18 protein-coding genes are annotated in these 22,911 nt (G+C 67.3%); 2 read left to right on the top strand and 16 right to left on the bottom strand.

Annotated features, from left to right (window positions below; translation table 11 throughout):
* Positions 1–20 precede the first annotated feature (20 nt).
* The gene (gene tagH, locus ACWV14_RS01530) at positions 21–1,919 is read left to right on the top strand and encodes a type VI secretion system-associated FHA domain protein TagH (protein WP_454902078.1); all 1,899 of its coding nucleotides are present in this window, start codon (positions 21–23) and stop codon (positions 1,917–1,919) included.
* Complete coding sequence (locus ACWV14_RS01525; RefSeq protein ID WP_454902076.1) at positions 1,912–2,778, top strand: PP2C family protein-serine/threonine phosphatase; 867 nt, start codon at positions 1,912–1,914, stop codon at positions 2,776–2,778. The genes tagH and ACWV14_RS01525 overlap by 8 nt, the downstream gene beginning before the upstream one ends.
* On the opposite strand, the gene ACWV14_RS01520 is transcribed toward ACWV14_RS01525, so the two are convergent.
* From ACWV14_RS01520 to ACWV14_RS01445, 16 genes are all read right to left on the bottom strand, one after another.
* Entirely contained in the window at positions 2,753–3,133 is a 381-nt protein-coding gene (locus ACWV14_RS01520; protein ID WP_081268122.1) for a DUF4150 domain-containing protein, read from the bottom strand. The two genes, ACWV14_RS01525 and ACWV14_RS01520, sit on opposite strands and share 26 nt — an antisense overlap.
* Before the next feature lie 17 nt (positions 3,134–3,150).
* The gene (locus ACWV14_RS01515; protein ID WP_454902074.1) at positions 3,151–3,807 is read right to left on the bottom strand and encodes a DUF3540 domain-containing protein; all 657 of its coding nucleotides are present in this window, start codon (positions 3,805–3,807) and stop codon (positions 3,151–3,153) included.
* A gap of 64 nt (positions 3,808–3,871) precedes the next feature.
* Positions 3,872–4,903, bottom strand: coding sequence for a pentapeptide repeat-containing protein (locus ACWV14_RS01510; protein ID WP_454905984.1), 1,032 nt, complete (start codon positions 4,901–4,903; stop codon positions 3,872–3,874).
* Between the two features lie 35 nt (positions 4,904–4,938).
* A complete protein-coding gene (locus tag ACWV14_RS01505; protein ID WP_454902072.1) occupies positions 4,939–7,542 on the bottom strand; it encodes a DUF2169 domain-containing protein in 2,604 nt (867 codons plus the stop codon).
* Positions 7,539–7,934, bottom strand: coding sequence for a hypothetical protein (locus ACWV14_RS01500; protein WP_454902070.1), 396 nt, complete (start codon positions 7,932–7,934; stop codon positions 7,539–7,541). Before ACWV14_RS01500 ends, ACWV14_RS01505 begins: the two co-directional genes overlap by 4 nt.
* Before the next feature lie 7 nt (positions 7,935–7,941).
* Positions 7,942–10,308 carry a type VI secretion system Vgr family protein gene (locus tag ACWV14_RS01495; protein ID WP_454902068.1) on the bottom strand — a complete coding sequence of 789 codons (2,367 nt, stop codon included), beginning with the start codon at positions 10,306–10,308 and terminating at the stop codon, positions 7,942–7,944.
* 32 nt (positions 10,309–10,340) lie between these two features.
* A complete protein-coding gene (gene tssH, locus ACWV14_RS01490; RefSeq protein ID WP_454902067.1) occupies positions 10,341–13,055 on the bottom strand; it encodes a type VI secretion system ATPase TssH in 2,715 nt (904 codons plus the stop codon).
* Positions 13,052–14,224 carry a type VI secretion system baseplate subunit TssG gene (gene tssG, locus ACWV14_RS01485; protein ID WP_454902065.1) on the bottom strand — a complete coding sequence of 391 codons (1,173 nt, stop codon included), beginning with the start codon at positions 14,222–14,224 and terminating at the stop codon, positions 13,052–13,054. Before tssG ends, tssH begins: the two co-directional genes overlap by 4 nt.
* The gene (gene tssF, locus ACWV14_RS01480) at positions 14,221–16,092 is read right to left on the bottom strand and encodes a type VI secretion system baseplate subunit TssF (RefSeq protein ID WP_454902063.1); all 1,872 of its coding nucleotides are present in this window, start codon (positions 16,090–16,092) and stop codon (positions 14,221–14,223) included. The genes tssG and tssF overlap by 4 nt, the downstream gene beginning before the upstream one ends.
* A 127-nt stretch (positions 16,093–16,219) precedes the next feature.
* Entirely contained in the window at positions 16,220–16,765 is a 546-nt protein-coding gene (tssE, locus tag ACWV14_RS01475) for a type VI secretion system baseplate subunit TssE (RefSeq protein ID WP_454902061.1), read from the bottom strand.
* Complete coding sequence (locus ACWV14_RS01470) at positions 16,762–17,625, bottom strand: type VI secretion system accessory protein TagJ (protein WP_454902059.1); 864 nt, start codon at positions 17,623–17,625, stop codon at positions 16,762–16,764. The genes tssE and ACWV14_RS01470 overlap by 4 nt, the downstream gene beginning before the upstream one ends.
* A gap of 97 nt (positions 17,626–17,722) precedes the next feature.
* Positions 17,723–18,205, bottom strand: coding sequence for an Hcp family type VI secretion system effector (locus ACWV14_RS01465; RefSeq protein ID WP_081268111.1), 483 nt, complete (start codon positions 18,203–18,205; stop codon positions 17,723–17,725).
* A gap of 47 nt (positions 18,206–18,252) precedes the next feature.
* Positions 18,253–19,761 carry a type VI secretion system contractile sheath large subunit gene (tssC, locus tag ACWV14_RS01460; RefSeq protein ID WP_081268110.1) on the bottom strand — a complete coding sequence of 503 codons (1,509 nt, stop codon included), beginning with the start codon at positions 19,759–19,761 and terminating at the stop codon, positions 18,253–18,255.
* A 24-nt stretch (positions 19,762–19,785) separates the two neighbouring features.
* Positions 19,786–20,361: a type VI secretion system contractile sheath small subunit gene (gene tssB / locus ACWV14_RS01455; protein ID WP_454902056.1), complete on the bottom strand. Its 576-nt coding sequence runs from the start codon at positions 20,359–20,361 to the stop codon at positions 19,786–19,788.
* Between the two features lie 88 nt (positions 20,362–20,449).
* Entirely contained in the window at positions 20,450–21,541 is a 1,092-nt protein-coding gene (gene tssA / locus ACWV14_RS01450; protein ID WP_454902054.1) for a type VI secretion system protein TssA, read from the bottom strand.
* A 132-nt stretch (positions 21,542–21,673) separates the two neighbouring features.
* The gene (locus ACWV14_RS01445; RefSeq protein WP_454902052.1) at positions 21,674–22,867 is read right to left on the bottom strand and encodes a fumarylacetoacetate hydrolase family protein; all 1,194 of its coding nucleotides are present in this window, start codon (positions 22,865–22,867) and stop codon (positions 21,674–21,676) included.
* Positions 22,868–22,911: the final 44 nt, after the last annotated feature.

Here is a 22,911-nt window from a genome sequence, read left to right as displayed (position 1 = left end):
CACAAGAACATGGAGATGCCATGCGTTGGACGGTGATCGAACATGCCGGCAAGCCGGTGGCCTCGGGCCCCTCGGCACTGCTGGCCGCACCCGGAGGAACGATCGGGCGCAGCCCCGACAACCACCTCGTGCTGCCCGACGAGCAGCGACAGATCTCGCGCCTGCAAGCCACGGTGCGCTTCGACGAAGACGGCGCGGCGGTGCTTCGCAACATGAGCGCGGTGCTGCCCATCAGCGTCAACGGGCAGACGCTGGTGCATGAGCAGGAAGCGCGCGTGGCCGATGGCGACCGCGTGGCGATCGGCAGCTACGTGCTGGAGGCCGCGAGCGCGCTGCGCGCTGCGCCGGCCGTGGTGGCTGCACCACTGCAGCCCCCACCCTCTCTCCCTCCTTCTTCGATGCAGGCGCCACAGCCGTTCGCGCAAGCGCCGGCTTCGTCCGCGCCCATCGATGCCTTGCTGCCGGCTTCTTCAGGCTCCGACGTGTTCTCCGACCTGTTCGGCGAAGGCGCGTTGCCCATCGGCGATACGCAGCCCACCGTGGCGATGCCGCCGCCGATGCCACGCGCGCCCGTGCAGCCGCCACCTCCTTCGCCTGCTGTTCAAGTGCATGCGCCGGTACCGCCCCCGCCACCCATGCCCGTGCAGGTACCGCCGAAGGCAGCCCCAGCCTCGTCGCAGATTCCTTCCGCCGAAGATTGGGACGCCATCCTCGCGAACGCGCCGCGCCGCATCGACAGCACGCCCGCGCTTATGCCAGACCCGATGGCGCACGAGCCCTTCGAGCTGCCGTCGCAGGCGCGCCGCAACCCGGTCGACCCGCTCGCGGAAATGAACCCGCAGGCGGCCCACGACATGTCCGGCATCGCGCTCAAGCGCGGGGTCGATCCGCTCTCTTTCTTCACGGCCGACGACAGCGCGCATTCGCCGCTGTCCGACCCGCGCCCGACCGCGCTGACGCAACACGACGCAGGGCTGCCCGGCGACGTGCATCCCGCGCTCGACCTGCTGCAGAACAACAAGCCGGCCGTGCCGGGGTACAGCCATTCGAACCATGCGCGAGAGGTGACGGCACAGTTCCGTCCGCCGTTGCCGGTGGCGCCCGTGCCCGCGCCGCCTCCTGCGCCTGCGCCGGCACCTGCCGTCGCCGTGGAGAAGATCGAGCAGGCGCCTCCGCCACCCCCTCCTCCACCGCCGCCCGCGCCACCGCCAGTGGTCGCCGCACCGGTCACGCCAGCTGCCGCCATCTCGCCGCCGCCTGCAGCCGTTACCGCGCCATCACCGCAGCCCATTGCGCCAACCACCGACCTGTCGTCGTCCGAAGCCCTCTTCAAGGCTTTCCTCGAAGGCGCAGGCGTGCCCGAGATCGCCGGCCAGCAACCGCTCGACATCGAAGCCATGCAGCGCCTGGGCCGCATCATGCGGGCCTTCACCGACGGCACCATCGAGCTGCTGTCCTCGCGCGCCATGCTCAAGCGAGAGGTCCGCGCCGAGATCACGATGATCGTGGACGAGGAGAACAACCCGTTCAAGATCCTGCCCAATGGCCGCGCGGTGCTGATGCAGATGTTCGGCGCACGCATGCCCGGCTTCCTGCCGCCCGAGGCCGCCGTGCACGACGCGCTCGGCGACCTGCAGTCCCACCAGCTCGGCATGGTCGCCGGCATGCGTGCCGCGCTGCTCACGCTGCTGCAGCGCTTCGACCCCGCGGCGCTCAGCCGCGACACGCCGCACGACGGCGGCATCGGCGAGAAGCTGCTGCCCGGCGGACGCGAGGCGCGCCTGTGGCGCCAGCTGCAGGCACTGCACGCCGAGACCACGTCGGCCGTCGAGGACGACTTCCAGGCCGTCTTCGGCCGCGCCTTCCAGCAGGCCTACGACAAGGAGATGGAACGACTGAAGGAGGCGCGCCGTGGTTGAAGCCGCCCGCTTTTCCTCGTCGTCCTTCGCCGTGCCGATCTCGACCTCGCAGTTTTCCTGCGTGGGCGAGCGCAGCGGCAACCAGGACGCCATCGGCTACCACCTCGACGAGCGCAACGGCTGCTTCGTGGTGAGCGACGGCGTGGGCGGCAACGCCGGCGGCGAGCTGGCTTCGCGCATCGCGGTCGACACCGCGCTCGACACCTTCGTCGACGACCCGTCGCTGGCCGCCGACAACATCCAGCGCTGTGTGAAGGCGGCCAACGACGCCATCCTCGCCAAGCAGCGCGAACTCGCCGACCAGAGCCGCATGAGCGCGACCTTCGTGTCGCTGTTCGTCGACCGCGCGAGCAACCAGGCCTGCTGGGCCCACGTGGGCGACAGCCGCCTCTACTGGTTCCGCCGTGGCGCGCTGATGCAACGCACCGAAGACCACAGCCTGTCGGAACGCTCAGGCGACGCCGCCGCGAGCCAGCACAACGGGGGCGAGCGCCTGGTGAAGACCAATCTGCTGTATCGCGCCCTCGGCGCGCGCGCCGCAGCAGAGGCCACCATCACCGCGACGCAGCGCCTGGCCGACGGCGACGCGTTCCTGCTGTGCACCGACGGGCTCTGGCAGCTGATCTCCCAGCAGGTGATGGAGCGCTCGCTGCAGTTGGCCGACAGCGCGGAAGAATGGCTCGCGCTGCTGCGCCGCGCGGCCGAGGCCAAGGCGGACGAGACGCAGGACAACTACTCGGCGCTGGCCGTGTGGGTGGGGTTTCCGCAGCAGGTGACGCTGGCGGGGGCCGCGACCACAACGGCCACGGCAACAAGAACACCGCCGGTGGAGTTCAGGCCGCCAGTATCAACACCTTGAACTGGCTCGGCACCAGCCGCAGGCCGACGATGTTGCATCGGTTCTGCGTGGTGATGCTGGTCATGCGCGTGGCCGGAGTTCCCTTGAGCAGCATCGTGAAAGCGCCGGTGATGTGGCGCGCCTGCTGCATGAAGGTCTGGGAGATCATGCCGCCGAGCGCGCCGGGCTGATCGCCCAGCGTGATCGGGATGAAGGTCGCCATGTTGTGGGCGGGCATGCCCATGTACAGGATGTTCCAGGCGTTCGGGATGGCCATGAAGCCCATGCCGAAGTTCGGGAAGGGAAAGGGAACGGGCGTTCTGCAGACATCGGGAATCGCGAAGTCCATGCCCATGAGCTGGCAGTTTCCGAACATGCGGGTCTCCTTCGTCTTCAGCCCATGTGGATCTGCGCGGCGTCGACCTTGACCAGTTCCTGGCCGGTCACCACCGTGTGTTGCCCGTGCAGGCGCACCGTGCCCGTGGCCTCCTGGTCGAGATGGCCCACGCGCGCGCGGTCGGTCTCGTCCACCAGCCGCAGCGCATTGCGCGCCATCTGCACAACGCGGTCGGCCACGCTCTCGAACACCTTGCCTACCAGCCGCAGATGACCGATCGTCGCATCGGCGGCTTCGCTGGTCAGGCGCGAGTGCGTGAATCGCGCTTCGGCGCACTCGGCCTGCATTTGCAGCATGGCGGCGCTTTGCAGACGCAAGTCGGCATCGCTCTCGATCGACACATTGCCGCCCCGCGTCGTGGCCAGCGTCAGGTCGCCGGCGGCCTCGATGCGGCTGGCCGATGGATCGGCCTGTTCGATCACAGCAATCAGGTACACGCGCAGCCGGTCGGGACCGCTGAGCATCACCGTGTCGCCGGTGCGGGGCATGAGCAGGCAGCTGGCCGCGCGACGGCAGGCCCAGGTGGCACCTGCTTCGTCCTCCACGAGGATGCGGCCATCGGCGCGAAAGCCGGCCAGGCGGCCGATGAAGTGGACCGGCTCCTGTGCTTGCGCACGAGAGGGCGGCTCTGCATGAAGTGCGACGACGTTCATGGCGTTTTCTTCCTTTCTTTCAGTGCTTGCGTTGCTTGCATGGGGTTCCTGCGCTCGCCCCGCATCATCCCGGGGCCTGCCGGCCGCCGCGCGTGTCGGACCAGGACTGCGCCTTGTGCAGTTCCACGTCCTGTTCGATGAGACCGCCGCGCCCCGAGAATTTCGCCCCCTCCTGCAGCGCGCGATGCATGCGCGTGCGCAGGAACTGCGCGCCCCGAAGGTCTGCCCGCGTCAGGTCGGCATGGGAGAAGTCTGCATCCTGCAGTGCGGCGCGCGCAAAAGTCGCGCCGGCGCAACGCGCTCGGTGCCACACGCTCAGCGCGAAGGATGCATCGCTGAAATCCGCGCCCTCGGCCTTTGCATCGGCCCAGATCGACTGGTCGAAGCGCCCGCCAGTGAACACCGCGCCCGCCAGCTGCGCCTGCGGGAACAGCGTGGCGCAGGCGTTCGCGCCCGCAAATCGCGCCGCGTTCAGCGTTGCGCCCTTGAAGTTGCTCTGCGTCAGTACCGCGTCGCTGAAGTCCACCTCGTCCATCCGGCTGTCGGTGAACTGGCACAGCACCAGCTCCTGCGCCGCAAAGCGCATCCCGCGCAGGTCGCACTCCATGAAGGTCGTGCTCTCGCAACGCGCACCGGCGAGCACCATGCCGCGCAGGTTCGCGCGCAGGAAGGTCGCAAAGGTGAGCGAGGCCCCGGTGCAGTCCAGCCCGTCGATCTCGCATTCGCCAAAGGTCACGCGGTCGAGCTGGCGCGTGCGCATGCGGGTGCCGTGCATGCGGCACTTGAAGAAGGAAACGCGCTCCACGTGCGCGTCGTCGAACGCGGCATCGTCGAGCGCGCACTCCATGAACGCGACGTCCTGCACGAATGCATGGTCGATCCGCGCGGCTTCGAGCCGGCTGCGAAAAAGCCGCGCGTCCTTCAGCCGCACATGGCGAAGGTCCGCCTGCGCGAATGTGCAGTTCGACAGGGTGGCGTCCTCCAGGCTGGCGTGCGCGAGAAGCGAGCCGCTGAAGTCCACGCGCTCGAACACCGCGCCCGACAGGTCGAGCCCGCTCAGGTCCCAGCCCTTGCAGTCCAGGTTCGTCAAGGTCACTCCATGTCGGATCTTGTCCAGCAGCTCGTCGCGCGTCATCTATCTTCAGGTACGGCGCGCCGGGCCGGCAGCACCTTGGCATGGTGGGTATAGGCGCCGTCCAGGCGCGTCGTGCCGTCGATGAAGGCCTGCGACACGTCGGCACGGAACAGGTTGGCATCGTGCAGGTCGGCCAGCCGCAGGTCGGACTTCGACAGGTTGCTGTCGATGAAATTCGCGCCCGCCAGCGAGGCGCCCGTGAAGTCGGTGCGTATGAACAGGCTCTCGCCGCCGGCCAGCCGGTCGAGCTGCGCGCCGCGCAGGTCGCAACCCGAGAAATCACAGCCTTCGAGCTGCACGCCGCGCAGGTCGGCACCGGCCAGGTTCACGCCGCGCAGGCCGCAGTGCCTGAGCACCGCGTCGCGCAGCACCGCGCCAGCCAGCGAGCTGCGGTGCCCGAAGCTGCTCGACACCAGCGTAGCGCCGGTGAAGTCGAGCCCTTCATGCCCGGCCAATGTGGTGAAGCCGCAGCTATCGAGCGAGGCGCGCGCGAACGACACACCGGCCAGCGTGCACTCGATCCAGCCCATCTGGCGGAACGACGCTTCCTCGAACGACACGTCCTCGAAGCGCATCTTGATCATGGCCACCTGCAGCCAGCGGGACTGCCGCAGATCGCACTGCTGCCAGATGCTTTCGTGCACATGGGTCTGCTCGAACACGGCCGAGCCCATGGCGCAGGCGCGGAACACGGTCTTGCTGCAGTTCGCATGGCGCAGGCTGGCACGGCTGAAGTCGGCGCCGTCGCACAGGGCCGCGCCCAGGTTGGCGTGATCGAACCTGCAGTCGGAGAGCACCGCGCGCTCCAGCCGCGCGCGCGCCAGCACCGCCTGCGTGAAGTTGCAACCCGCCAGCCGCGCACCCTGCAGGTTGGCGTCTTCGAGGTTGGCGCCGCTGAAGTCGGCTCCGCTCAGGTCCATGCCCGACAGGTCGGCGCCTATCAGGTTCATGCGCGCGAAGTTGCGGCGGCCGGCTTCGGCGCGGCCCAGGCGCCGCCGCAGCTTGGCGGTGCGAAAGCTCGATGCGGGTGGGGCGGCATCGAGCAGGTGCGCGGTGTACAGGTGCCCCTGCCGGATCTGCGCGGCCATGCGCTCGCGCGCCTGCGCGGCATCTGCCCTGGCGCCGGCCTGTGCTTCGGGCGGGAGCCTGTGCACCTGCTCGTCGAACGCTTCAAGCCGGGCGAGTTCCGCGATCACCTTGTCGGGGTCGAAGCGGTTGCGCTGCGGCGGACCCGGCGGCGGACTGCCGTCGTGCCGCGACGCGGCAATGGCCTGCTCGCTGCGCGTCTTGAGGTCCTCGCGCGTGCGGGCGATCTCCGCTTCCATGCGTTCGCTGTACTCGGGCAAGTCGTCGAGCATGAGGGATCCTTCGATCTTCACCGGCTCCGGCAGCAGCTTGTCGGGGTCCAGGCCCTCGCGCAGCAGCCGGGCGCGCTCCTGTTCGTGCGCGCGCAACTGGCCGGCGCGCTGGTTGCGAACCGAAGGCTTGGCGGAAGCGTCCGGCAGCCGGTCGCCGGCCCAGGCGCCCATGACGGCCTTGGGCACGAGGTCGCTGTCGCGCACCGCATGCACGGCGGACTTGGGGTCCAGGCGCAGCTGCAGCACCGACTGGTAGTGCGCGAGCGGCCTCGCCTCGTTCTCCAGTTCGAGCGCCGGCATGATGTGCTTCATGTCGGCGGCGTCGTCTTCCGCAATGGCGAAGCTGCCGTGCCAGATCAGGATCACGCGCCGGCGATGCGGAAAGAACCACGCCGTGCTCAGGCGCAGCGGCGTTTCCTGCAGTTCGCTGCCGTCAGCGTGCCAGCTTGCGAAGCAGCGTGTGCGCCAGCGCGGCAGCGCACCACGCAGCACCGGCTCGTCCGGATGCATGTTCCAGATCTCGTAGGGCGCACCGGCGGGCAGCTCCGGCATGCCGGGCCAGCGCTGGTCGGGTGGCGCGGCGTTGAAGTAGCGCCAGTCCATGTCGTCAGCGGGGCCGGGGTACTGCGTCTGCAGCCATTGCTGGTCGTAGGAGCGGCCGAGCAGTTGCGCCCGCTGCGGCCAGTCGGGCGGAATCGCGCCCAGGCTCGCGGGCCGCACGGCACGCCCGGGCGCCGACATCCGGGCATCGGGCGACTCCACGTTCGGCAACCGGCGCGTGCGCACGCCGTTGACGATCTCGTCGGCGCTGCCGACGCCCTGCGGGTTCTGCGGCACCGACGCGCCGCCGTACGCATGCGCCCAGTCCAGCGGCATGCTGTCGAAGGGCTGGGGCGGCGTGATGCGGCCGTCGAGCCAATAGCGATCACCGGACACATGAAGGCGCTTCTCGCTGCCGGCCACGACCATCTTCACCGCGCACATCGTCCTGTCGGCCTGGTGGGCGGTGTAAGCATGGCCGCTGGCGAGCCACTCTGGTTCGTGCTTGGGCATGCCCAGGTCGAGCACGTTGCCGGGGCCGATGTCCTCGGCCGCCAATTGCCAGAGCTCCTGCTCGGGCATCAGCCTGGGATCGTCCTCCAGGCTCACCAGCCCCAGCACCGCCACGCCGAGCATGTCGTTGCCGCGCCAGCGCTGCGGCCTCGTGAGGACGCTCAGGCGGAACGGCTTGACGGTCTTCATTGGCGGGGCTGGTCGATCGCCACGTGATGCGTTGCCGGATCGACCTTCACCTTGACGATCTGCCCCGGTGCGAACTGCGGCAGCCTGACCGGGCTCAGCGGCACGTCGATGCTCGTCTCGAAGCCCGGCACCGCGCCTGCCGCGTCGACCTGCAGCCGCAGGTGCGTGATGATGAAGATACGGTCGACGCGAGTGCCGGTGTCGTTCGCGTCCAGCACCCGCGCGGTGGTCGGCAGGCCGACGCGCAGCACATGCTGGCTACGCCCCGCGCCGGAGACCGCGTCGTTCGACATGCGCTGCAATTTCATGATGCCGACCGCACCGCCGACGAACACCGTCAGCACCGCTGCCGGAATGAGGATGAACAGGTACCAGTAGTCGCCGGCGCTCATGATGGCATCAGGCGAAGCCCGTCAGCAGCTTGAAGTACAGCGCCACTTCGCCCATCTCGATGTCATAGCCCTTGTTGGCGGTCTGCGCCAGCGTCTGCGTGGTCGCATAGAGGCCGAAGGCATAGCCGAAGCCGAAGAATTCCAGCCGTGCGCCGTTGGTCGAGACCTGCACGAGGTTGTTGAAGTTGGCCAGGCCGCTGCTGCTGGTGGCGATGGCGTTGAAGTTGACGTTGATGCCTGTGTTGGACAGGCGCACCGGCGCGGAATCCCAATGCAGCTCGCGGCTGATCTTCTTCACCCAGTTGGCTTCCAGCGTCATGTCGCCGGACGCGGTGATGACCACGTCGCCGCCCGTGGACTTGATGGTCACGGTCTTGGCTTCGCCGTCGTAGGCGTCGCTCACGGTGGACTTGTGGGTGCCGGTGATCGTCTCGGTCAGGCCGGCCTTGAGCGTGTCGGTGGACGCCCCCGTCACCTCGCGCGTCCAGGTCGACTTGAAGGTGTCCTCGCGCGCATCGTCGACCGTGACGCTCGAAGGCCCGTGCACGGTCTCGCTGCGCACGCCGTTGATGACGACGGTCTCGTACGCGGTGACCGTATCCAGCCGGCCCGCGACCACCGTGCGGATCTCGTTGGCGAGCACGGTGTCCACGCGCGGGCCGTTGATGGTCTCGGTCTGCAGGCCGTTGACGGTCTGCGTCTGCGGCCCGTTGATGGTGATGGTCTGCGGCCCGTTGACCTCCAGCGTGTCGGGGCCGTTGACGGTCGCGTCGCGCAGCGTGTTGTCCGTGAGCACGTCGGGGCCTTCGATCACCGTGGTGCGGGAGCCGCCGGTGTCGTGCGTCTCGTCGGCTTCGACCGACACGTTCAGGTTGCGCTCGGCATGCAGCGCCACGAACTCGGCGCCCATCCTGTCCTCGAACACCAGCGAATTCGCCGTGGCCGGCGAGCCGCCCTGCGTGGAGCGGGTGACGAAGCCGCTCTTGGTGTCCTCGCCCGGCAGATCGAAGGGCGGCATGTGGCGCGGGTTGTACACGCGCCCCGTGATGATCGGCCGGTCGGCAAGGCCGCCGATGAAATCGACGATCACCTCCTGCCCGATGCGCGGCGTGAACACCGCGCCGAAACCGTCGCCCGCGAAGACCTGCGACACGCGCACGAAGCACGAGCAGTTCTCGTTGCGCCGCCCGCTGCGGTCCCAGCGGAACTGCACCTTCACGCGGCCGTACTGGTCGGTCCAGATCTCCTTGCCCTCGGGCCCCACCACCACGGCCGTCTGCGGGCCGCTCGTTCGCGGCACACTCGTGACCCGGGGCGCGCGGTACGGCAGCGAGGTGGGCTGCACCACGAAGCCGAAGCCGTACTCGCCCGGCTCGACGCCCGAGGCGTAGCCGCCCTCGCGCAGCGCATACGTCACCGAAACGATCAGGTACTCGCGGTTGTCGTCCTCGCGGCTCGAACCGCGCATGCTGAACTTGTAGCCCGGCGCCATGCCGCGCACCGTGGCGTGGCCCTCGCTGCGCTCACCCAGGGCCTGCGCCTCCTCGAGCCGCACGCGCGCGTAGTGCTCGCCCTCGCCGGCGTTGGTGAACTCGCCCAGCCATTCGTACATTTCGTAGTCGGCATGGTCATGCGGCTGCGGCTGGGAGCGCACGTTGGTCAGGTCGCTGCCAGGCGTGGTGAAGTTGAAGTCGTCGACCGTATAGCGGCCGGTGCGTACCTCGCCGGTCACGCGCCAGTCGTCGATCACCTCGACGTCTTCCGTCACGTCGCGGTCCGACGCGAAGTAGTCGATGGTCTCGTAGCCAGGCATCGGCTCGTGCGCGCCGATATCGTCCACCAGCACCAGCGTGTGCTCGTTCTGCTCGTGCTTGAAGTAGTAGTAGATGCCTTCGAGCTCCATGAGGCGGCTCACGAACGCGAAGTCGCTCTCGTTGTACTGCGCGCAGTGCTCCCACTGGCGGTAGGAAGCGGTGAGCTTCTTCTCGAAGGCGAAGCTGTAGTCCGCGAACACCTCCTCGAGCATCTCGACCACGGTCTTGTTCTGGAAGATGCGATAGCCGCTCGTGCGCGTCAGATACCAGAGCCAGGGGCGCACGATGGCGCGATAGACGGTATGGCGCGAGGTGCGGCCCTCGCGCCCGATCATCGAGAAGCGCACCACCTGCCCGCAAAGGAATCGCGGTGCCCCGGCCGTCTTGATTTCCAGGGAAAGCGGCTTGCCCAGCACCGACTGCAGGTCGATCGAAGCGCTCGGGCTCAGCAGGTCGACCTCGAACTCGAAGAGCCGCGACAGGCCTTCGGTGCCGTTCATCGAACGGAACATGAGCTGGTCTTCCGCGAGCGGGGTATGGGCGATGACGATACGGTCCATGGCTGCTCCCTTTCTTGGCCCGCCGTGCGCTCTCAGCGTTCGGCTTGGGAAAATTCGTAGTGGAAGTCGTCTCCCGCCGCGCTCAGCCGCACGGCGGCGAGCTTGCGCGCACTGACCGTGGCGCCGATGACTTCCTCGCTCAGACGCGGAAGGATCGTGTGCGTGAGGATCGCGTCGATCATCCGGCCACCCGACTCTATGGCCGTGCAGCGCCTTGCGACCAGTTCGACCGCGCTGTCTTCGTAAGCCAATGCAATGCCGTGGTTCGCCTGCAGGCGCGCGGCGATGCGGTCGAGCTGAAGGCGGATGATGCGATGCAACGCTTCCGCGTGCAACGGGTAATAAGGCACTACAACCAGGCGGCCGAGCAGCGCGGGCGCGAACACTTTCAGCAGCGGCTCGCGCAGGGCAGCGGCCAGCGGCTCGGGATCGGGCCGCAGGGTCGGGTCTTCGCACAGTTGCATGACCAGGTCGGTGCCGACGTTGGAGGTCATGATGATCACGGTGTTGCGAAAGTCGATGTGCCGGCCTTCGCCGTCTTCCATCCAACCCTTGTCGAAGACCTGGAAGAAGATCTCGTGCACGTCGGTGTGCGCCTTCTCGATCTCGTCGAGCAGCACCACGCTGTAGGGCCTGCGTCGCACGGCCTCGGTGAGCACGCCGCCTTCGCCATAGCCCACGTAGCCGGGCGGCGCGCCCTTGAGCGTGGAGACGGTGTGCGACTCCTGGAACTCGCTCATGTTGATGGTGACGAGGTTCTGCTCGCCGCCGTACAACGCTTCAGACAGCGCGAGCGCGGTCTCGGTCTTGCCCACGCCCGAAGGGCCGCACAGCAGGAACACGCCGACGGGCTTGTTGGGGTTGTCCAGGCGCGCACGCGCCGTGCGGATGCGCCGCGAGATGGTCTCCAGCGCATCGGGCTGCGCGACCACGCGGGCCGAGAGGATCTCGCCGAGCTTGAGTACCGACTGCGCATCGTCGCGCACCATGCGGCCGATGGGAATGCCGGTCCAGTCGGCAACCACGGTGGCGATGGCCTGCGCATCGACCGCCGCAAGAATGAGCGGCGACTCGCCCTGCAGTTGCACGAGCCTGTCTTGCGCCTGGGCGAGTTCCGCGCGGATCTCTTCCGCGGTCTTCGCAGGCTCGGTATCCGATGCCTGTGCATCTTCCTGCGCATCGTCAGCCTGTGCCTGTGGCACCGCCGCGGGCGACAGCTGCTTGCGCAGAGCCACGATGCGTTCGACCAGCGCACTTTCCTCCACGCGCCGCGTCTCCAGCAGCGCAAGCTCTGCCTGCGCCGATGCAACCTGCGCCGCGATGTCTTCCACGCGCTGGTGCTCGCCCACGCCGATGGCCGCTTCGCGCCCCGCAATGCCCGACTCTATGCCCAGCACCTCGATGCGTCGCTGCAGGTCTTCGATGGCGGCCGGCAGCGCATGCTGGCTCAGTGCCACGCGCGCGCATGCCGTGTCGAGCAGGCTCACCGCCTTGTCGGGCAGCTGGCGCGCGGGAATGTAGCGGTGCGACAGGCTCACGGCCGCCTCGAGCGCGGCGTCGAGAATGAGCACGCCGTGGTGCTTCTCGAGTTCGGCCGAAATGCCGCGCAGCATCACCACCGCCTTCGGCTCGGTGGGCTCGTGCACCTGGATGGTCTGGAAGCGCCGCGTGAGCGCCGGGTCTTTCTCGATGTACTTCTTGTACTCAGACCAGGTGGTCGCGCCGATGGTGCGCAGCCGCCCGCGCGCGAGCGCCGGCTTGAGCAGGTTGGCCGCATCGCCGGTGCCGGCGGTTCCGCCCGCGCCCACCAGCGTGTGCACTTCGTCGACGAACAGCACGATGGGCTTCGGGCTCTTCTCGACCTCGTCGATCACCTGCCGCAGGCGCTGCTCGAACTCACCCTTCACGCCAGCGCCGGCCTGCAGCAGCGTGGGGTCGAGCACCCACAGCGACACGTCCTTCAGCGAAGGCGGCACGTCGCCGGCCGCGAGGCGCGAGGCCAGTCCCTCGACCACCGCCGTCTTGCCGACGCCGGCTTCGCCGGTCAGCAGCGGATTGTTCTGGCGCCGCCGCATGAGGATGTCGATGATCTGGCGGATCTCGTCGTCGCGGCCGTACACCGGATCGAGCTCGCCTGCGCGGGCCTTGGCCGTGAGGTCGCTTGCGTACTTGGCCAGCGCGGAGCCGCCGGCCGGCGGGCCCTCGCCCTGGTGCGCATTCGCGGACGCGACGGCCGGCACGCCTTGCGCGGCGGCCACGTCGTAGTCGTCTTCGGGCGAGCCTTCGGTCCACGCCGCGAGCTGTGCCACCAGCACGTCGGGCACGATCTTGTCGAACTCGCGCGAAATGCCCGACAGCACCTGCCGCAGCCCCGGCGTCTTGATGATGCCCGCGAGCAGGTAGGCGCCGCGGATCGAGGTGGCCTCGAAGCGCAGGCTCGCATAGACCCACGCGCGCTCGACCGCGTTGTCGACATGCTCGGAGATGTCGCTGATCGACGTGGCGCCGTGCGGCAACCGGTCGAGCGCGCGCACCAGGTCGTTCTCGACCGCGTCGAGGTTAAGGCCCGCGCGCTTGATGATGCGCAGCATGTCGCTGTCCTGCAGCTGCAGGATCTGGTGCAGCCAGTGCACCAGCTCCACGTAGGCATTTCCGCGCAGCTTGGCGAAGGCGGTGGCGGTTTCCAATGCCTTGTAGAGCATCGGGTTGAGCTTGGAGAAGAGCGAGACGCGTCGAATATCAGTCATTGGATCGAGTCGATGGGAGCCGCCGATGCGGAACGGGAAAACAAAGCCTCGGGCTGGAACACCATGTCGCCCGCGTCGGTGTCCTGCAGGCGCGTGCCGAGCCAGCTGCCCCAGCCGAGCTGCTGCCTGCCGCCGAGCTGCATGCCGTGGGCATCCTGCTTGCGCAGCACGAGCCGCAGCTCCCACGCGAACTCGATGCCCACGTACTGGCGCACCCAGTCGACCACCTGCTGCAGCCGCCTGGTACCGGGCAGAAGCTCCTGGAACTCCTGCTGCGACAGCGGACCAAGCTCGACGCGGAACTTGCTCTGCGCATCGCGCACCGCGATACCGACGGTGGCGCCGCCGCCCAGTTGGTGGTTGCGGCCAGACAGGCCGAGCGTGCTGAGCTGGCGCTCGTCGATGCGCACCCAGTCGCTCACGAATTCCTCGATGCGCACGGGCACGTCGAAATAGAGCCGCAGGATCTGGATCAGGCCCTCGGGGTTTCGCGTCTGGCGCACGAGGTGGCCGGCCATGAAAGTGCGCGCATGGTCTGCGATGCGGTCGCGCCCCTTGAGGCCCGGCTGCCCCATGTTCATGAGGCTGGCGACGTAGTCGACGAAGCGATGGCCGTCGGGGCGGTCGAGGCTGTTGACCGACTGCGCGTCGGCCCAGGCCCGGTAGAACAGCAAGATGAGCCGGTGATGGAACAGGTCGGCGAATGCGCTCAGCGTGTCGTCGGCATGGTGGCGCTTGCGCTCGCGCGCGTATTCGGTCATGTGCAGCGGCAGCGGGCCGTTGGGACCGAACAGGCCGAAGCCGTAGATCGAGATGCGCGGCGGACCGTCTTGCGACGCATCGACGCCCGCCACGTTCGACGGCGCGAAGGCCATCGATGGCTCCTGTCCGAGCCGCAGCGGCTCGTCGATGGGGCGTGGCGCACGGCCGAGCAGCGGATGGTCGCTCTGCGCGTCGAGCCGGCGCAGCAGCATGAACAGGTCGTGCCCGAAAGGCTGGTCGACCAGTTGCGCCCAAAGCTCGGGGTCGGCCTCGGGCAGGCCGCGCGGCAACGGCGTGGATTGCAGCGGTTGCGGGATGCTGTAGCAGACGTCGGCCGTGTCCTGTGCAGCCTCGCCGTCGCGGACCGGCAAGGCCGCCATGTCGTCGGTGAAGCTCTCTTCGCTCATACGGCGGGGCGGCGGCCTACGCGAGGGGTCCAGCGCGCGATTTCTCCGCGCTGCAGGCTGGACAGCGCGAACTCGGTGAATGCATTGAGCGACACGTGGCGGCTGAAGAACTGCTCCAGCACGGCGCCGAACAGGTACGGGCTCGCACCCGAGAAAGCGACCTCGTCGATCTTCAGCGCGATCTCCACGCCGCGCCCGAACACGATCGGCCCGGGTTCGGGCAGGCGGCGGAACACCGGCGCCAGCGCCATCGAACGCACGCCCTGGATCTGCCGGCGCACCGACGGATCGGCCAGGTTGCCATAGAGGTCGAGCATCTCGCGCAGCGCGGCTGCACCCTGCGCCGCGTCGACGTCGGTCAGGCTCAGGTAGTTGAGGCCGAGGTGGCTGATGAGCCGCCAGGTGAGCGCGCCTTCCGCCAGTGCCGGATAGGGCCGCGACGGGCCGCGCAGGATGCGGATCGAGCGCACCGGCGCCGACACGCGCAGCGTGAAATCAGACTCCAGCCCGGTCGGCAGCAGCAGCGGCAGGTCGCGGTTGGTGCACAGCGCGTCGAGCGTGATGTGGCGCAGGCTGTGCGGAAATGGCGCGTCGTGCTGGTCGACCAGCGACACATACACCTCGCTGCCGGTGTAGCTGGTGCGCGTGCCCTGTGCGCGGGCGCGGTCCGACACCAGCCGCGGTTCTCGGCGCAGCGAGAAGTAGGCTCCGAAGTCGCCGTCGTCCGCCGCGAACGAACCCAGGAAGGGCCGGAATTCGCGCTCTTCCGATCCGTTGGCCATGTGGCCGGTCACGCGCTCGACGGTGAAGATCTCGAAGTCGCGCGGCCGTGTGCGGTCGATGACCGCATGGTGCTCGTGCTGGCCCGGGCCCACCGGAATGCGGTCGCTGCGGCGCGGCACGAGGTTGATGATGGGCGTGCAGAACAGCGAGAAATGCCTGGCGTCGACCAGCCGCTCGAGGTCGGCATCGGCGCGGTCGAGCAGGATCACGATTTCCATCGTGGTGCCGCCCATGGCCTGCGCTGCGGCGCGAAGCTTGTTGACGCTGAAGAAAAGGTAGCGGTCGGGGAACGCGAAGTACTCGTGCAGAAGGCGGTATCCCTGGAACGAACGCGCGTCGTAAGGCAGCAGCGCCTGGTCCGGCGAGAAGCCTTCGTGGCGGATGGCATCGTCGCCGAGCGGCACGATGCGCGCGGTGCTGCCCGGTCCGCTGCGGCACACGGTGCCCACGGCATGGTGCGCCACGAGTTCGAGCACGCGCAGCGCATGCAGCTCGGCGCCCGAGAGGAAGAACTCGAGCCGCTCCAGCGGCATTTCAGAGAAGCGCGCGCCGCCCACCGCTTCGAGCCGGATGGTGAGCGCGCTCTTCGCCTGCCGCGCAACCGCCGGCATGGCGTGCGCGATCTCCGCCGGCACCGGGCCGATGCCGGCCTCGGCAACACGCACCGGCCACAGCGTGACGGCGTGGCCCGTGCGGAATTCGCATGCCGTCTGCTCGCCCTTGATCATGCGCCCGCGCAGGATGGTGTGGCGCGGCAGCTCGTAGCCGGCCTTCAGCGAGCCTTCGTTGAGGTTGCCGTCGATCTGCACCACCGCCATCGCGGGCAGCGGCGCGAGGAAGTTGGGGTACACCACCTCCAGCAGCCGCTGCGAGAAGCGCGGAAACTCCGCGTCCATCTTGAGCTGGATGCGTGCGGTGAGAAAGCTGAAGCCTTCGAGCAGGCGCTCGACGTACGGGTCGCTGACCTCGATGCCGCGCATGCCCAGGCGGCCCGCGATCTTGGGATAGCGCTGCGCGAACTCGGCCCCGAGCTCGTGCATGTAGGTGAGCTCGCGGTTGTAGTAGTCGAGCAGCCGGGCATCCATCAGTAGCTCACCCCCAGGCTTCGCGCACTTCGTGTCGCTACGCCTTCCCCCTCACCGGGGGCAACACCGGTGGCCCGGCAAAGCCGGTTCCTTGGTGTTTCTTGAAAAGAAGGCAAGAGCCACCGCATCACAGGCCTCCCGTGGGCCGCAGCACCATATGGCCGCTCTCCAGGTCCAGCTCGGAACGCAGGATGAATTCGATCGGATATGGCACCGACCACAGCGTGCCGCGAATTTCGAGGGCGAGCAGGTTGTGGTGCTCGAGGTCGGTCGCGTCAGTCACGCAGCGCACGTCGATACTGTCCTTCATGATGCGCGGCTCGAAGTCGATGATGGCGGCACGAATGGCGGCCTCGACATCGGCGAAGTCGACTTCCGACATGCGCCCGCCGGCCCAGCCGCGCACGCCGTAGTTCACCACCGAGCGGCGCGCGCGCGGCATGGCGTTGATGCCGTGGTCGGCGCCGAAGTTGGTGGTGTTGAGCAGCCACTGCAGGTCGCGCAGCACCGAGTCGCGCAGCAGCTTTCCGCTCATGAGGAACGCGCCCGCGCGCTCCTGCCGGCTTTGCGGCGCCTTGTCGGTGAGGCGGTCGAGCAGCACGGGCTGCAGGCGGTCGCGCGCAACGCTTTCCTGCGAGTCGCCGTCGACGTGGTTGTCCATCAAGGCGCTCATGCGGCGGCGCCCTCGTGCGTGATCTCGATCAGCCGCAGGTCGAGCAGCGAATGGTCGCCGGCCTCGCTGATCAGCGTGCGCTGGCCAACGCCCGCGTATTGCTCTTCGCCGGCCAGCGGCAGCCAGTCGGTGCGGCGGCCCAGCGTGGTCTCGTCGTCGAGCCCTTCGAGACTGCCCGGGTAGCGCACGGGCACCAGCCCGTTGAGCGCGCGGCCGTCCTGCAGTTCGATCTCGGCCGGCGCCCACAGCAGGTCGACCAGGTGCTGGGGACGCGAGAACTTGATGCGGCGTACCTCCGGCAGCGGCAGCCATGCGTAGCCCGAAGGCGTGAGCAGCTCCAGCACCGGGCCGATGCGCACGTCGCCGTCGCAGAGCCATTCGAAATCGCTGCGCTGCACCGGCTCGCCGTCGAGCGCCTGCACGGCGCGTGCGTCGGAACGATCGACGCCGGTGAGCGCGCCGCGCAATGCGGGCGCGGCCTGGCGTGCGGTCTCGCGCAGGGCCGCGGCTTCTTCTGCGCGGGCCGCCGGCAGCGCGGCGGCGGCAACGAGCTGCTCGACCCATTCCGCATTGCCACCGACGATGGCCGGCGCGCGTCCGCCGGCCCAGAATTCTGCGCGATGCCGTTCCCCAGCGAGCGCCATCGAACAGGTGACGCTGGCGGGCGTGAACGTGGGATCGAGCTTTGTAGCGAGCTTGAGCTGGTCTTCGGCCCGTTGCCATTCACCGCGCAGCGCGAGGAAGTGGCACAGGGCGAGCCGCAGGCTGGCGTTCTGGGGATTGGCGCGGATCTGCCGCTGTACCCATTCGGTGTGCTCGGCCACGGAGCGTTCGCCAAGCACTGCAAACCCATCGCCCATGAAGTGTCCTCATTGACTGACCGGCACCACGGCACAAGGCCGTGGCGCAAGAAAGAGGGAAAGGGAAAAAGGCGGCCGCGCGGGCCGCCGAAGGAAATCAGGCTTCCTTGTTTTCCTTGATGTTCCAGCCCAGCACCGTCTCGGCGCCCTTGCCGCCCTTGTCGGTCTGTTCCCAATACTGCTGCTTCACCTTTGCGGCCTGGAAGGCGTACTGCACGAACACCGCGTCGGAGCCTTGCTCGGCGGTGTACTGCACCGAGGTGACCAGCACTTCTTCGAGCGTGACGCGCGTGTATTCGATCTGCGAGCCGCCGGCCTTGCACACCGACACCTCGACCTTGCTCAGGTGCTTGCCACTGGCGCAGTTCTTCATGACCGAAGGCGCCGCCTTGTCGATGCGCGCGAGCACCTGCAGGTCGTTGAAGCTCGCCTTGCCCACGCCACCGCCACCGCCGCTGACCATGTTTCCAGGCTGCGTCGCTCCCCATGCAAACGACTTGATGTCGGTCCAGTCCTTATGGTTCGAATCCTTCGATTCGCCGTTTGCACCTTCGACGCGCATGAACATGTCTACTGCCATGATTAACCCCCAAAGTTATTTGCGCCCGGATTCGGGACGCTGTTGAATTAGCTGCTGTCCTTCTTGTTGGATGGCAGCTTCGAAACCAGCCGCAACGACACCGTCAGCCCTTCGAGCTGATAGTGCGGCCGGAGAAAAAACTTGGCAGCGTAGTAGCCGGGGTTGTCCTCGATGGCTTCCACCTGCACTTCGGCCGCCGCCAGCGGCTTCATTGCCTTCGTGTCCTGCGACGAGGTGCCGGGGCTGCCGTCGACGTAGTTCATGATCCAGTCGTTGAGCCAACGCTCCATGTCCTCGCGCTCGCGGAACGAACCGATCTTGTCGCGCACGATGCACTTCAGGTAGTGCGCGAAGCGGCAGCAGGCAAACAGGTACGGCAGGCGCGCCGCGAGGTTGGCATTGGCCGTGGCGTCGGCGTCGTAGTACTCGGCCGGCAACTGCAATGACTGCGCGCCGATGAAGGCCGCGAAGTCGGAGTTCTTGCGGTGCACCAGCGGCATGAAGCCGTTCTTGGCCAGTTCAGCCTCGCGACGGTCGCTGATGGCGATTTCTGTCGGGCACTTCATGTCGACGCCGCCGTCGTCGGTCGGGAAGGTGTGGGTGGGAAGGTTCTCGACCGCGCCGCCCGATTCGACACCGCGGATGGACGTGCACCAGCCGTACTGCTTGAACGAGCGGTTGATGTTCACGCCCATCGCATAAGCCGAGTTGGCCCAGGTGTAGCGGTTGTGCGCGGCCGAGTCGGTCTCTTCCTCGAACTCGAACTCGTCCACCGGGTTAGTGCGCGCGCCGTACGGCAGGCGCGCCAGGAAGCGCGGCATGGCCAGCCCGATGTAGCGCGCGTCTTCCGAATCGCGCAGCGAGCGCCATGCGGTGTGCTCGGTGTTCTGGAAGATCTTGGTCAGGTCGCGCGGGTTCGAAAGCTCCTGCCAGGAATCCATCTGCATCACGGTGGGCGATGCGCCCGCGATGAAGGGGCAATGCGCGGCGGCGGCGATCTTGGCCATTTCGCCGAGCATCTCGACGTCGGGCGGGCTGTGGTCGAAGTGGAAGTCGCCAATGAGTGCGCCGAAGGGCTCGCCGCCGAACTGGCCGTATTCGGCCTCGTAGATCTTCTTGAACAGCGGGCTCTGGTCCCAGCCGATGCCCTTGTGGCGCTTGAGCGAGCGCGCAACTTCTCGCTTGGAGGCGCACATCACGCGGATCTTCAGCTGCTCGTCGGTCTCGGTGTTGTTGACGAGGTAGTGCAGGCCGCGCCAGGCGCCTTCGAGTTGCTGGAAGTCTTCGTGGTGCAGGATCTGGTTGATCTGCTCGGAGAGCTTGCGGTCGATCTCGGTGATGATGGCCTGTACCGAGCGGTAGGCATCATTCGAGATGGTGACCGTGTTCTCCAGCGCCTGCACGGCCAGCGTCTTGACGGCGTTCTCCACCGCCTCGCGGGCCTGGTCGGTCTTGGGCTTGAACTCGCGTTGCAGCAGGTCGGAGAACTCGTTCGGCTCGAGCGCCTCGACGGTGGCCTGCGCGCGCGCGGCGCCTTGCTTGGGTGCGGTACTCATGGTGGCGGTCCTTGCTGCGTGCGCTTATTCGGAAGAGTTGCCGGGCGTGGCGGTGCCGACTTTTTCATTGGCCGCTTCCACGGCCTTGGCCACCGCGGGGTTGGGCGCGGAAGCCAGCGACTTCAGCAGCGCCGGGTTCTGCAGCGCCTGCGCGATGAGTTGCTCGGCGCCGTTCTTGCCGTCCATGTACGACAGCAGGTTCGACAGCTCCGTGCGTGCTTCGAGCAGTTGCTGCAGCGCGTCCACCTGGCGCGCGATGCGCGCGGGCGAGAAGTCGTCCATGCTGTCGAAGGTGATGTCGACGTTCATCTGGCCGTCGCCGGTGAGCGTGTTGGGCACCTGGAAGGCGACGCGCGGCTTGATGGACTTCATGCGATCGTCGAAGTTGTCGATGTCCACCGCCATGAACTCGCGCTCGGCGAGATCGGGCATCGGGTCGATCTGCTTGCCCGCGAGATCGGCGATGACGCCCATCACGAAGGGCAGCTGGATCTTGCGTTCGCTGCCGTAGATCTCGACGTCGTACTCGATCTGCACACGCGGCGCGCGATTGCGCGCGATGAACTTCTGACCACTGTTCCTGACACGGTTGTCTGCCATAAGCGTCCTCTTGAATCTGAAATGCGTGCGGATCTCACCCCTGCCGCGCGCTGGCACACAGCGGCGCGGCGCCCTTGCCTGTTTCCTCTTATTGCGTGCCGCTCCCGCCGTTGAGCGGACGCCCCGCGAGGCTTTCAATCTTTTGCAATCCCTCGGGCACGAGTTCTTCGATGATCTGGAAGAAGTTGAGCTCCAGCAGCCGCTGCGCGCGACGTATCAGCATGGGCGACGGGTGGCTCGGCTCCGTGCGCTCCAGATACTGGCAGGCTTTCTCCAACAGCACTTGCACATCATCACGGCTCGATATTTCAATATCTTTAATGCGAACCGAGCGTAGTCCTACGCCGACATTTTCGGCAGTGCCGTTCGTCATGGTCTGCAGGCTGCCATTTCCTTCTGTACCCACTGTGGCGTGGGGTGAAACGGATTCGGCCTGGTCTTGCTGCGACTGCTCCGGCAGCAGTTGGACAACGGTGCGCAGCGATCGCTCGAGCCGCGAGAAGTCGGGCGCCCAGCTCTGTCCGAGCGCACGCTCGGAGGTCTCCCGAATGCGCTGCAGCAGTTCGAGCGCCTCGCGCAACGCCACCACGGGCGCCGCCGCCTTCTCGTGCGCTCGGCGCGCGGCGTCGCGCAAGCGGCCGATGCCGCCGGGGTAATCTATCTGGTCGGTCTTGCTCGAATCGAGCAGCGCCTCGACCTGCCGCAAGGTCATGGACGCGCCACCATCGTCGAGCAGCCGCGCATCGCGAACGCTACGCCCGAGCCCTTCGGCTTCGGTCAGCGCGGCCAATGCGTTCATGCGCGGCAGAGGGTCTTCGAAGCCGTCGTCGATCACGCGCGGATGCACGTCGTCCCAGAATTTCTGCAGTACCGCATCGACGAGTTGCAGGCCTTCGACATAGCCGGGCAGTCCGCGGCTCTCGGTCCAGGCCAGAGTGAGCGGCACCAGCACGCGAAGGTCTCGCGTACGCGAGCACAGCTGCTTGGCGATGCGCTCCACGCGCGCCCAGTCGGGCGGCTCGGCTGGGATGATGGTCGTGCCGAACTGCTGCTCGCGCTTGCCTGTCGTTGCCTGTTGCAACGCCATGAAGTCGGGGTCGTACTCCAGGTCTTCACCGCACGGATGCGGGCCTTCCACAGGCGACTGCAATAGTTCGATCTCGCTTGGCGACAACCTCAACTCCCTGTTCAACCATTCTTAATGCTCGGTATCTTGATGGGAAGCCAAGACGTGGTCAACAACAACGGAGTGCAACGTACTGCCTCTGAATCACAAAGGAGTACAACTCCTCGCAAACATCAAACAGAACGTCTACAACTCCGGCGACAGCAATCCACGCGCACCCAAATTGCGCATCAACGCACTGATACCGAAAGTCCACATCGGCGCCTGGTCCGCATGAACCACGCGATTGACCAGTGCACCCAGCTCCGGCGCGGCAATGCGCACACGGTCGCCTACGACATGGGTGAATCCTTGCCCAGGCCCGTGACGGTCTTGTGTCGGAGCAAACATGGTTCCCAGAAACAACATGAATCCGTCCGGGTAAGCGTGATGTTTTCCCACTGTTTGCGAAACAAGATCCAGCGGATCGCGGCTGATCTTCGACAGTGAACTCGATCCCTGGAGCGTGAAGCCTTCAGGCCCCTTCACTTCGAGCGCAACGGTGATCCTTCGCACGTCGTCGATGCCGAAGTGCGCATCGAACAGCCGGATGAAAGGGCCGATTGCGCAGGACGCGTTGTTGTCTTTCGCCTTGCCAAGCAGCAGCGCACTGCGGCCTTCGAAGTCGCGCAGGTTGACGTCGTTGCCCAGCGCGGCGCCGAGCGTCTCGCCGCGGCTGTTCACCGCAAGGACGACCTCGGGCTCGGGGTTGTTCCACACCGAGCCCGAATGAATGCCGACGTCGGCACCGGTGCCCACGGCCGCAAGTACCGGCGCCTTGGTGAAGATCTCCGCGTCAGGGCCGATACCGACCTCGAGGTACTGCGACCACACGCCCTGCGCGATCAGCACTTCCTTGACCTTCATCGCTTCGGGCGAGCCGGGCACGATGTCGGCAAGGTTGTCGCCGAGCACGCTGCCGATGGCCGCGCGCGTGGCCTCGGCCTTCGATGCGTCGCCGCGCGCCTGTTCCTCGATCACGCGCTCCAGCAGGCTGGCAACAAAGGTTACGCCGCTGGCCTTGATGGCCTGCAGGTCGCAGGGCGCGAGCAGCCAGGGCTTGGCCGTATCGCGCACGCTCTCGTCGCTGTTGGCAATGGCTTCGTCGATCGAGGCGATGCGCGGCGCGCCTTGCAATGCGCGGCGAACGGCTTCCGCAGGCGATCCCTTGGCTTCGAGCAGGTCGCTCATGGTCGGTGCGATCTTCGACAGGTCGTACAGGCTGCCGTCGTGCACGCCTACAAGCACGGGGCCCACGCCTGGTTGCCAGAGACGGCCGACGAGGGTGGCGCGCTCGGCGTCGCGGGGGAGGCTGGAAGAAGTAGAAAGATTCAAGGGCATGGCGTGATGTCTCTGTGGATGGTGCTACGTGGCATCGTAGCGGC

This window comes from Variovorax durovernensis (genome assembly GCF_977011995.1).
Note: the sequence above shows the minus strand (reverse complement) of the source record. Positions and strands in the feature narration are given on the sequence as shown.